We start from the raw sequence: 12,736 nt of genomic DNA, 5'->3' as shown, positions 1-12,736 counted from the left end.
ATTATGCTCCCTTCAATACATTTTTCATCTTTTTATTTTCTGAGAACTTTGCAATGAAATAAAACATGACAAGTTCCACCACAAGACATGATGGTAAAAGTAGTACAAGCATTTTTAAGCTTAGTAACTTAAAAATTAATAAACCACAGCAGATGCTTAGCCATAGAAAAATTAATAACAATATAAAATGACTATGTCGTCTAGCAAAGGAAAATCCGTTCATTTTTTTAACTGAATGGATTATTTTATTTCTTTCTAAGTAATTTAGGATTGTAAATACTGTAACAACAATTTCTATAATTAGTAAAACAACGGCTAAAAAGAAATTAATACTTAAATTGTTCTGTAATTTGAACATGTAATCATCTATTACACTATAAAGAAGCGGAGCAGTTAGTATTACATTGCTCAATCCGGCTAGGGAAATGTCTTTCTCTAGCTCTTTGTAAGGATTGTCTGAGTTAGTTGTGTATGGAAAAAAGTAACGACTAGATAGGTAATTAAGGTAACTATCCCCGCCCATATTTTCTGAGTTAATTACGATTAGAATTGAGTCTTTACTATAATTTTGATTTTTCTTCTCTATATTAGGGTCATAGAGAAAATGTGTTTGTCCATCTTTAATAAATATTAACTTTACTTCAACCTCTTTATGAGGTTCAACCTTCTTCCCTATCTTCTTGTTATACATATCTTCATCAACAAATCTTTTAAACTGATACCATTCCTTAAATGTTTTTAAAATTTCTGCTTCCTCGTTACGATACTTGTTCGGAACTAGAACAAGCAGATAGTCACCGTATCCCTCCTTTATATCTAACCTATTTCCGTTATAATCATAGACAGGGTTCTTACTTAGATAATTAGCATTAACCTGAAGAGTATTCCCTGCCTGTGGATCATAATCTTTTATTTGTTCCATACTGCCTTTTGATTGTTGCTTGATTAATTCTTTGTAAACAATCCTATCTGATGGTTTTACTAACAAAGCCCCCTTGTCTGTGGCTAAACTAAATAACTTTTTACTCTTTATTCCAATGTTATATATCCAAACATCGCGATCTTGGTCAGCACTACTATCTTGATACTCATAAAAAGCATAATGCTTTGTTGTAATCCATTTATCTTGATTAGATCCTTGGGACAAAAGCTCTTGATACTGATTAAATATGTTGATCAACATAATTAATAGGAGCAAGGAAAACATACCCTTTGAACTATAATTTAGGAGTTGAACTAACCCTATAGGCTTTTTATTCTTTAACATATCGGCAATCTTTATATGATAAACCATTAAGAATGGAATAAGCCCCACAAGAATGGATACACATGTAAAAGCTAACTGGAATATGATCCATCCAGTTCCAAATTCTATAAATTTATTCATCCTATTATAAAAAAACAAATATATAAATTGACCCAGAAAATTAATCCCTAATGCATAAGCATGAAGTCTTAGGTTTTCTTTTGCTAGAATCTTAAAAATCAGCTCAGCATCTGTATAGCCAAACAGCTTTCTAACTGCCAATGCCTTAAAATTTAACAGAATATAGTATAGAAAACTTAAAGAGATGAGAATAAATACAATAATAAGTACAAGTACAAGATACTGGTAAACCTTTTGATCTGTTAGAGATTTGAGGGTACTCATTGATCCTGGATTTTCTATCTGGAATCCTACGTTTGTATGCAGCCTCTCTTTCACCTTTTCAGCAACTTCTGCATTTTTACTATCAATTAAATATGTTCCTCTTAGATTTTCAGATTTTGCTGCTTCCAGTGGCCTTATTTCAAACATATTGTTAGGAGAAAATAACTCTATTTTTCCAATCTGATTAGGATCTTTTTCATCCAAAGATGATAGATAATGTTCAATGGGCTCATCTTTGGTAAATCCTCTCCCTCGTTTTAAGGAAATTTGTTGATAAAACCTATCCTCGTCAGCTATTGCTGCATAAATAACGATTTTTTGTTTTTGTGCTGTCTTAATAGGTTTGTAGACAACCTTATATATATTTACCTTTTCTTCACGTGAAATCTCTCCTATTTTTTTAAGCTTTTCCTCTGGACTTTCATTTTTATCCCACTCAACTACATTGATTGATTTCTTGTCAGATGAAATAATTTTTATTACTTCATTTATTTCAAAGTATTTGTTAAAGATGCAAGAAGAAATAGCGTAAGCCACTATAATTAATCCTAATAGAATTTTTTTCATAATTATCTCCTTTTTTACCTGTTATTTCTATTTTTCAAGGTATAGAGAATATCACTTATTTATAACTCATTCAACCTATGGTCTTAATTAATTGCACATTTAAATCTTTTCTAGCTGTTTATTAAGATTCTATTAACCAATCCTTTATATTGGTTTTGCTGTAGGTTTATTATTGGATCCAACAGCCAAACGCACAAGACACACTAAATAAGAATTAATATCGTATGTTTTCTGCGAAATGCTGTTAGTACATCTGTATAGAAATACACCACTTAATTTCTCAGCATGTTTAAATATCTAACTTTCTTACCTATACTGCTCTTAAGAAGGAGGATACATGGGCAGATCAAAATGAATGAAAGATTAACTCTCACGAATAATCATAGCTGGACGATGGAACGTCTTCGATCCCATAAGAAAACGATCAAAAAAATGAGTAATAATGATTCGACTCATTTTACAGGGATATTATGCTACTCAAGCGGCAGAACTGTTGAACGCACATTACAAAACCATTTCAGGTTATGGGTGGAAATTTCAGCATGGGTGAGTGAAATTCCTTATTATATCGTGATTATTCACCTACCATGATGTGATACAAAAGCGCCACAGACTAATTAGTATTTTTATATAAAGATGGAAGCTATATTTCTGACTATCATGTTTTATACTCCACGTGAAAAGACAAATCAGTATTATATTTATGGAGCATCTCTGTCCATATCTGAAGAAGGTGCGCCAGCGTATTAGGTTGTTATCTATGTCGAGAAATTCATCAGGATATATTAAATGAATGATTCTCAGATGATCTTGCAAGTTCATCTGAGAATCATAAAATTAAGGTATCGATACCATAAAAAATATGTATTATAAAGAAACTTTGATATTTTGTTTTTTATAAACTCTTAGAATGTCTATCATAATAATTTATGCTGCATACCAAATTCCCTATAAAGAAAATTATTCCTGATACCTAAATTATCTTCTTATTGTACAGACCAGTAAGAGTGATCTACTGCATACCATCTGCTTCCAGCTGATGCATAAGATGTTGTTCCGGCTTTAACCCATCCAGAATCCACAAAGCTGCTTCCCTGTACAGAAGTTTTATGTGTTTTAGTTGGATGAGCCAAGTTAGACCAAACGATAGAGGAATTTTCTCCATAATTCCAAGTTCCAACACCATCTACTGTCTGTGTAGATGCAAATGCAGCGGTTACTCCTGCACCTAAGATTCCGCAAGATAGCGCTAATGCACTTACCGTTTTCTTCATGTTCATTTTCAACACTCCTTAAAATTTTTTAATATTTTGTTTTTCATAAACTATTAAAATATCTATTGTAATAATTTATACTGCATACCAAATTCCCTATAAAGAAAATTATTCCTGATACCTAAATTATCTTCTTATTGTACAGACCAGTAAGAGTGATCTACTGCATACCATCTGCTTCCAGCTGATGCATAAGATGTTGTTCCGGCTTTAACCCATCCAGAATCCACAAAGCTACTTCCCTGTACAGAAGTTTTATGTGTTTTAGTTGGATGAGCCAAGTTAGACCAAACGATAGAGGAATTTTCTCCATAATTCCAAGTTCCAACACCATCTACTGTCTGTGTAGATGCAAATGCAGCGGTTACTCCTGCACCTAAGATTCCGCAAGATAGCGCTAATGCACTTACCGTTTTCTTCATGTTCATTTTCAACACTCCTTAAAATTTTTTTGCCATATGATGTCAAAATCATACTATGCAGATCATATATTACTACAATACTAACTAATATTCTACATATTTTTTACAAAAGGTGAATAATATTCATTATTTGGTATAAAATAACTTTCAGTAATATGGAAATAATTCACTATAAACATAGAAAAGCAATATTCTGTAAACCTCGGAATTAAGTAACTAATCTAAACAACTTATGAAGAGATACTGCCGATAAAATGCGCATGTATAAAACTTACATATAATTAGAAACGGCAAGGATTATCTTTCCCTGCCGTCTTCTAATTGTATGAACATTTTTATACACCACCGCCGCCGCAAGATTTTATGGAGGATTAAAGCACTCAGAATTGCATAAACCTCTTCATATCCTTAGCGTGCATATCTGTGTCCTGTCGTAGCTTTCAAGTTAAGATTTTATAATGTCTCCAAAACGAAAATTTTGCACCTTTTTATAAGACTAATTTTATCGTTTTTGGATGCCATGAAAATTCTCCATACGTCCTGCACCAACAAGGCCAATTCTAACTTCTTTCATCATTGTTCCCTTCTCTAAGCTAATGTTTTTAATAAAAAATTTTACTGGGTTATTACTGCTTCGTGCTCAATCTTAACAGGACGTCCTGTTAGGAAGGATTCCTTTGCAGCCTTTGCGATTCGCTCTGCCTGTAAGCCATCATCACCTGTGCAGAGCACCTTTTCACCCGCTAGGATTGCCTTTGCAAATTGTGTTACTTCCTCGATATAAGCCTGTGTATAGCGCTCAAGGAAGAAGTATAACGGCTTATCCTTGGAAACTCCATTTACTGTTGACACTTCCACCGTTGTTGGACGACAGTTATCAGCTGCTGCTGCTCCCTTTTCACCAAACACCTCTACACGTTGATCATAGCCATAAACAGCTTGGCGGCTATTATCAATCACACCTAGTGCACCATTTGCAAATTTCAATGTAACAATGGCAGTATCAATATCTCCAGCTTCGCCAATCGCAGGATCAACTAAAACCGTTCCTTGGGCAGATATTTCTACTACTTCACTATTCATTACATAACGTGCCATATCAAAATCGTGAATCATCATGTCCATGAACAGTCCGCCTGAAGTAAGAATGTAATCAACGCCTGGCGGCTGTGGATCTCTAGAAGTGATTTTCAAAATATGTGTCTGTCCGATTTCCCCCTGCTGCACAAGGTCGCGTACCTTTTTAAAGTTCGGATCAAAGCGGCGATTAAAGCCAACCTGTAACTGTACGCCCTCTTCCTCTACCACACGTAATGCTTCCATTGTTTGCTCTGCAGAGAAGCTAACCGGCTTTTCGCAGAAGATATGCTTCTTCGCACGCGCTGCTTCCTGGATAATTTGTGCATGTGTACTTGTTGGAGAGCAAATAAATACTGCATCAATTTTAGGATCCCCTAACAAATCTTGGTAATTTGTTGTTAAAACAGAAATGCCCTTGCTGGCAGCCCATTCCTGCAAATGATCCACGACCACATCTGATACCGCTTTAACTCTCACTTGCGGAACCGATAAAAGGTTATCTACATGTAATCTTCCAATACGTCCTGCACCAATAATTCCCAATGTAACTGTGTTCATACTCTTACCCCTTTTCAATTTTTAAATATCTTCTTGAAACCTGCTATTTCACTACAAAAAGTCCTTAAGGTGTTCTCCTGCAATTTTTTAAGATTTTTTATTTTTACGAGAGTCAAGAAGAACTGCTGCTACGATAATCGCTCCCTTTAAGATCTGCTGCCAGTAGGAGGATACGTTCAATAGGTCAAGGCCGTTGTTTAGAACACCGATAATTAATGCTCCAATCATTGTTCCTGGAATTGTACCAATTCCGCCATTTAAGCTTGTTCCGCCGATAACCGCAGCGGCGATTGCATCTAATTCATACATTAATCCAAGGCTTGGCTGTCCTGCGGAAATACGTGCTGTTAACATCAAACCTGCGATAGCTGATAATAGACCTGCGTATGTGAAAATCATAATTTTGTAGCGATCGACTGGAATTCCGCAAATACGTGCAGCTTGTTCATTTCCGCCGATGGCGTATGTGTACTTACCAAATCTCATTTGACTTAACATGATGTGCGAAATAATACCCATGACGATAAAAATAATGATTGGGAATGGAATCCCAGCAATCGTGCCTTTTCCGATAAACATGAAGGACTCTGATAAGTTACCAATTGGTCTTCCATCTGAATAGAGAAGCGCCAAACCTCTCGCTGCTGTCATCATTCCTAATGTAGCAATGAACGGAGGAATTTTTCCTTTTGCAGAGATGGCACCGTTAATAAATCCAGCAGCTGCCCCAATGGCCATCCCGATTGCAAGCGGAACGAATAACGGATATTCACCCGGATGCGCATAGCTTGCAGCGACTACGGATACAAGAGCAATGATGGAACCAGGAGATAAGTCGATTCCTGTTGTAATAATGACCATTGTCATACCCATTGCAACGATACCGATAAAAGAAATTTGCCGCACTACGTTAATAATGTTATTCACATTCAAAAAGGCCGGCGATAGAATCGACATTAAAATGCACATTGCGATAAAGATGAAGACAATTCCGTACTTATTCAATATCACTGAAATTTGTTTCTTTCTGTTAACTGAATTTACGAGAACCGTCGGGTTACTTACAGCACTCTCTTGAGTCTTCATTTCTACTCCTCCTTCAAGGGACCTTTATTGATACGCAACTTCTAGAATTCGTTCTTGGTTCGCTTCTTCTCTGCTTAGCTCCCCTTTTTGAATTCCTTCATGCATAACGATGACCCTGTCACTCATTCCTAACACCTCAGGCAATTCGGAGGAAATCATAATAATTGCTTTTCCCTCCTGTGCAAGCTTGGACATGACCTTATGAATCTCAGCCTTTGCACCAACGTCTACACCGCGTGTTGGTTCATCTAAAATCAGTACATCAGGATCATTGAGCAGCCAGCGGGCAATCAATACCTTTTGTTGGTTCCCTCCGCTCAGATTCATAATGAGCTGGTTTAAATGAGGTGTTTTGACCTTTAATTTCTCTACCTGCTCGTTGCATACTTTTTTCACTAAGCTGCTATTTACATAACCAAATTTCGAGAGATTATCAATGTTGGACATAATCATGTTTTCCCGTATTGACAGCGGCAAGAATGCGCCCGTTAGCTTTCGGTCTTCCGTTAATAAGCCGATTTTATGACGGATCGCATCCTTCGGTGAGTTGATTTTCACCTGCTTGCCATGCATATAAATTTCACCGGATGTTGGCGGGTCAATCCCGAAAATACTTTCCATAATTTCTGTTCTTCCAGAGCCCATGAGGCCTGCAACTCCAAGAATTTCACCCTTGCGCACCTCAAAGTTAACATTCTGGAACTTACCCTCTCTGGATAGGTTTTTAACAGCTAGGACTACCTCTTTAATTTCCGTTAGCTCCTTATGGAATACTGCTTTAATTTCCCGGCCCACCATCATTTGGATTAACGTATCCTGGTTTAACTCACTCGCTGGCTTTGCCCCAACATACTGTCCATCACGAAACACCGTAATATCATCACAAATTCTAAAAATCTCATCCATTTTGTGAGAAATGTAGATGATAGAAACACCTTTTTTCACCAATGAATCGATGATACTAAAAAGATGATCGACTTCCTTATCCGTAATCGCTGAGGTCGGCTCATCCATAATAATTAAATCCGCATTGTAGGAAATTGCCGTTGCGATTTCTACCATCTGCATATTTGCAACGCTTAGCTCCCGCATTTTGCTTCGCGGATCCAAGTCAATCTGTAAGGATTCAAACAACTTTTCTGTATCTGCTATCATTTTCTTCTTATTGACCCAGCCCGTTTTGCCGTACATTGGCTCACGGCCGAGATAAATATTTTCCGCAATCGTCATGTCTGGAACAGGGCTTAACTCCTGATGAATCATGGAAATCCCTTTACTTAGAGCATCTTTAGGACCTGCGATTTGAACTTCTTGTCCTTTGAACTTAATCGTTCCTTTATCTGGGGTATAGACGCCGAAAATGATCTTCATTAGGGTGGACTTTCCAGCACCATTTTCACCCATTAAAGCGTGAACTGTTCCTTTTCGTACCTTCAGCTGGATATGATCCAAAGCCTTAACACCTGGAAATTCCTTTGTAATGTTACTTAGCTCTAGAATATATTCCTTATCCACGTTATGCTCACCCCTAACCAGTAGATTAATAGGCATAAGGGGCTCCTGTTTCATCTCACAACACGAGCAGCCCCTTATCATTACTTATTTAATTTCCCGTACCTTCCCATTTCGCAATATACGTGTCAACATTGTCTTTTGTAATGACCTCAAACGGCACCCATACATATTTGTCATCTAATTTCTCACCGTTCGCAGCTTTAATAGCTGTCTCGATTGCCTTGCTGCCTTGCTCCATTGGATTTTGGAAAGCGGAAACTTTCAATTGTCCAGATTTAATGTACTCCAATGCATCTGGCGTGCCATCAATACCAGCTACTAACGTGTTGTTTAACTTACCAGCAGCTTCTAACGCCTGAATGGCTCCGATTGCCATTTCATCGTTGTTAGCTACAACTGCATCAATTTTCTCGCCAGATTGAATCCAGTTTTCCATTAATTTCATAGCCTCAGCACGCTGCCAGCTTGCTGTTCCTTCACGAGCAATTTTCATTTCAGGGTTTTTGGCAATGATGTTTTTGTTGCCCTTTGTTCTATAGATTTCTGCCTCATCACCTGATTGACCATGAATGATTGCAATATTCCCTTTGCCGCCAAGCAGTTCAGCAGCTTTCTCCATTTGCATTGTTCCAGCTTGGATAGATTCAGAGCCTACATATGCATAAACCTGCTTAACGAGCTTTTCACTTGGCATACGATTCACGAGAACAAGCGGAATGTTCGCATCCTTTGCTGCATCGACTACCGGTTGAATCGCACTTGGATCTGGAGCAGCAACCAGAAGGACATCTACACCCTGTGTAATGAAGGTTTCTACTTGGGCAAGCTGCTTACTGGAGTCATTTTTGGCATCGACCATCTTTAACTCCACATTTTTTTCCTTTGCAACTTTTTTCATAGAATCCTGTAGATACGACATAAATTTATCATCGAATAGCGGCATAGCTGCACCAATTACAATTTTCTTCTTTCCATTAGTAGATTTTGATGAAGAACAAGCAGTCATGAATGAAGCGAGTACAACAATTAAAGAGACAAGAAGTATCAATTTTTTCTTAATTCCCATTATAAATCCCCCTTATAAATATTTAACCTCTATTGTAAAGCGCTTACATTAAAATCCCACAACGTAGTATGTAACTGCTCCTGCACCACCTCCCTTTAAGAAAAGCAGAAATCTTATTTTAATGTCTAACAACAGCTAAGATTAAAGTATTTTCCTGCAACAACAGTTGTTTCCCCTTGCAGTTTTAATAAATCCTTCTATATGCAATCGATTACATTGCTCTCGAAGAAGCTTAGCAGAAACTGTGTCATCGTATCCAACGTCCTTTAATACCAGGAGAGTTTCTCCCGGAATAAGACTAAACTTACTTATCAATCTTATTACGGGAGGTGGACTCCCGAACTACTAACTTTGGGGATAAAACGATTCGCTGCTTAATTTCCTTTGGCCCCTCAATCTCTTCAACTAATAGCTCAACCACTTTCTTACCCATTTCCTGAATAGGTTGTGCTATTGTCGTTAATGGAGGGTCACACACGGTAGCAAGAATAGTATCATCAAACCCAACAATCGAAAGATCCTTAGGAACATTTATCCCCAGTTCCCGCGCGCCTTTTACTGCCCCAATTGCCAGAAACTCAGTTGATGCAAAAATAGCTGTCGGAGGTTCGGGTAAATCTAGAAGTTTTCGTGTCGCGTGTTTTCCTGCGTCAAACGTAGTATTATTCAGAAGCACCAAACTCTCATCATATGCTAATCCCGCTTCCTCAAGCGCCTGTCTATATCCCTGAATTCTCGCTCTAACTACCGACAAATCAGTACTCTCAGTAATCATTGCGATTTTCCGATGTCCTAAACTCATTAAATATTGTGTAGCCTTATACCCTCCTAAAAAATCATCTACCAGTACCGTATCAACAGCAAGTGAAGGTATATCCCGCGAAAGTAAAGCAACAGGAATCTCAGCGTTAATCAGCTCTCTTATTGCCTTATGATCCTTTAATCCCGTAGCAATTATAATACCATCTACATACTTTTGCTTTAGTATAGAGATATATTCAATCTCATTGTCCAAATCATTATCGGTGCTGCAAACCATCAGACTGAAGCCGAATTTTTTAACATGATCCTCAATACTTCTTGCTACTTCTGCCATAAAGGGATTCGCAATACTAGGTATCAGGAGCCCGATAGTTTGGATACGTTTTTTAACGGATGCTACAACACTCGGCTGATAATTCAGCTCTCTCATGGTCTCCTTAACCTTTTGTCTAGTTTTCTCCGCAATACTCCCTGTATTATTCAGTACCTTAGAAACCGTTGAGATCGATACACCAGCTTTCTCTGCCACATCATATATTGTTATTGTTGGTTTCATTTCTTCCCTCTCTTTTCTCTTAGCAACTAATATGTTTATTCTATCCCATATTTAATTATAGGCAAAATAACGTAACGTTGTTAAGAAAATAATCCCCCTACAAAAGCTCATAATCCCTGATCTATTACTATGAACTCCGCAAAAGCGAGAGGGAATATCAGATTGAATTAAAATACTGAACAGCATCATTGATTCTTTACTGCTTTATCATTTTAAGCTGATGCAATTTTTTAATTAGATTTTCAGTGATTTCTAAGGAGCATAATCCTTTTACATGCTGTTATATCACTTGGTACATCGTTTTCAGCAACCTATTGTACTTCTACCTTTAAGGTATCCCATGCTTTTAGTTTTTCTAATGAAGTTTTGTAATAATTCGTAAGAACCTGAAGATAGTCTTCTCCTTTAACGGCTGTAAAAGGATTTGGACCTTCTGCCACCATCTCCATAATAATTGGTCCGGTATAATTTATTTCATGTAATACCTCTATCTGGCCTTTTATATTCGAATGGCCATTTCCAATAGCTTGACGATTGGAATCAGCTACATGATAAACACCTAGCTTACTTCCTGCTTTTCTTAATGCGTCGATTGGATCCGCTTCTTCTATATTCATATGATATGCATCTAATAGGATAGATAAATTCGGACTATTTACAGCATCGATTAGTTTTAAAGCTTCTTCACCTGTGACAATTTGATGATTTTCATAGCGATTTAACACTTCGAACACCACTTCAATATTTAAAGTTTCTGCTTTCTCCATCACTGTTTTAGAACTCTCTACAAGAAGCTGCCAATCCTTCGCAAGATCCCCGCATCCAGCTGTTTTACCTACATCTCCATGTAAACAAATTCTATTTGTACCTAAATCACTCGCCCAACTTAATAAGTCTAAAAAGTATTGTACTGCTTTTAATCTTGTATCTTCATTTACACTAGAAATATCCACATTATCAGGTGTAACAGATAAAACCTTCAACTCATACTTAGATAATATATTTGCCAGCTCTCTCGGATCTTGTGTTAGATCTCCTTGAACTTCGACGCCGTCTACACCAATCTCTTTTGCAATTTTACATTTTTCTTCAACAGGAATGTCTCCAAACGACCATAAACATAAACCATAATCTCTACTCATTTTACTTCCTCCTGATTCATTATTCGTCATTCCATTAAATCAACTTATATGTGAATAAGTTTCTTTATAAACCGTCCAGTTTATAGAAAAACCTTACTCTCAAAATATCACTCCTAGTTTTATCATTATAATCTTTATAAAAGTTAGGTTTTATAACGCTTTCATAATTGTGCTTACTTACTCTTTCTATCTATCCATACTCCAACTAGAAAGAAAGTAGTTTCCTAAAAGAAAAAGTTACTCCTAAATCCACACTTGTACCAAATCCTTTATCATCAATCACTTAAGCAATTAAACTAAGGAGAAAGAACCCTTTATTATTACTTATCTTTAAATGCATCCGAATTATTAAGGAAAGTTCTTTCCTGATGATGAGTTTATCTTTAAAAATACTAATTGTCAATAATTTTTAGAAAATTAAATAAACAATTAGAATCTTTATAAATCTATGATTTTGTAGGCATTTAATTATCTGAGATTTTTTACAATCCTATTGAACTATTTTATTCATTACTTTAATTCAACAATAACCCAGGAAAGATCTTTCCTTTATTCTTTCTTTTTATTCATTTTAGATATTTCATTGTAGTACATGGGCTTATAATGTTTTTAGGAGCCTATCTATCCACGAACCCTGGATTTAAAATTTGATAAAATTATTTAGAGTGCCAATGTTCCCAAAATCAGAATTCACGATTTAAGGCATACCCAGGCAACCACTTTAATGGAGCTTGGTGAAAACCCAAGGATTGTTGCGGATAGACTTGATTATTCAGGTATAAGAATAACTCTTGATACCTATTCACACGTGACCCCAAGCATGCACCAAGAAACAACAAGAAAATTCGGGGAAGCAATTTTAAAAGGCAATGGATAAAATGTGGTCAACCACAAATCCATCGCCTTAAAAACCTTGTTATATCAAGCTTAGTTCTGCTACATACTCTATATACGCCATATTAAGTATTGTTTAAACTATTGTTATTTTTACTTTATTTAAGTGTATACTATCCAAACTCTTCTACGCTTTTAGTTAAATGTATGGTCATTTTGTGGT

10 protein-coding genes are annotated in these 12,736 nt (G+C 36.5%); 1 reads left to right on the top strand and 9 read right to left on the bottom strand.

Features of this window, described 5'->3' with window-relative positions; all coding sequences use genetic code 11:
- Nucleotide 1 precedes the first annotated feature (1 nt).
- From AC6HZ4_RS02395 to AC6HZ4_RS02355, 9 genes are all read right to left on the bottom strand, one after another.
- Entirely contained in the window at nt 2–2,218 is a 2,217-nt protein-coding gene (locus tag AC6HZ4_RS02395; protein WP_497493443.1) for a DUF1430 domain-containing protein, read from the bottom strand.
- Between the two features lie 986 nt (nt 2,219–3,204).
- Nucleotides 3,205–3,498 carry a lactococcin 972 family bacteriocin gene (locus AC6HZ4_RS02390; RefSeq protein WP_497493441.1) on the bottom strand — a complete coding sequence of 98 codons (294 nt, stop codon included), beginning with the start codon at nt 3,496–3,498 and terminating at the stop codon, nt 3,205–3,207.
- A 128-nt stretch (nt 3,499–3,626) separates the two neighbouring features.
- Nucleotides 3,627–3,920: a lactococcin 972 family bacteriocin gene (locus tag AC6HZ4_RS02385; RefSeq protein ID WP_497493441.1), complete on the bottom strand. Its 294-nt coding sequence runs from the start codon at nt 3,918–3,920 to the stop codon at nt 3,627–3,629.
- A gap of 609 nt (nt 3,921–4,529) precedes the next feature.
- Nucleotides 4,530–5,552: an inositol 2-dehydrogenase gene (iolG, locus tag AC6HZ4_RS02380; protein WP_497493439.1), complete on the bottom strand. Its 1,023-nt coding sequence runs from the start codon at nt 5,550–5,552 to the stop codon at nt 4,530–4,532.
- 87 nt (nt 5,553–5,639) lie between these two features.
- Entirely contained in the window at nt 5,640–6,638 is a 999-nt protein-coding gene (locus AC6HZ4_RS02375; protein WP_497493437.1) for an ABC transporter permease, read from the bottom strand.
- A 24-nt stretch (nt 6,639–6,662) separates the two neighbouring features.
- Nucleotides 6,663–8,153 carry a sugar ABC transporter ATP-binding protein gene (locus AC6HZ4_RS02370; RefSeq protein WP_497493435.1) on the bottom strand — a complete coding sequence of 497 codons (1,491 nt, stop codon included), beginning with the start codon at nt 8,151–8,153 and terminating at the stop codon, nt 6,663–6,665.
- 88 nt (nt 8,154–8,241) lie between these two features.
- The gene (locus AC6HZ4_RS02365; protein ID WP_497493433.1) at nt 8,242–9,219 is read right to left on the bottom strand and encodes a sugar ABC transporter substrate-binding protein; all 978 of its coding nucleotides are present in this window, start codon (nt 9,217–9,219) and stop codon (nt 8,242–8,244) included.
- 304 nt (nt 9,220–9,523) lie between these two features.
- Complete coding sequence (locus AC6HZ4_RS02360) at nt 9,524–10,537, bottom strand: LacI family DNA-binding transcriptional regulator (protein WP_497493431.1); 1,014 nt, start codon at nt 10,535–10,537, stop codon at nt 9,524–9,526.
- A 311-nt stretch (nt 10,538–10,848) separates the two neighbouring features.
- Entirely contained in the window at nt 10,849–11,679 is an 831-nt protein-coding gene (locus tag AC6HZ4_RS02355) for a sugar phosphate isomerase/epimerase family protein (protein ID WP_497493429.1), read from the bottom strand.
- Nucleotides 11,680–12,361: 682 nt separating this feature from the next.
- Here AC6HZ4_RS02355 and AC6HZ4_RS02350 point away from each other — a divergent pair.
- A complete protein-coding gene (locus AC6HZ4_RS02350) occupies nt 12,362–12,556 on the top strand; it encodes a tyrosine-type recombinase/integrase (RefSeq protein ID WP_497495571.1) in 195 nt (64 codons plus the stop codon).
- The last annotated feature ends 180 nt before the right edge of the window (nt 12,557–12,736 follow it).

The sequence above is a fragment of the Ectobacillus sp. OTK genome (assembly GCF_059698935.1).
Note: the sequence above shows the minus strand (reverse complement) of the source record. Positions and strands in the feature narration are given on the sequence as shown.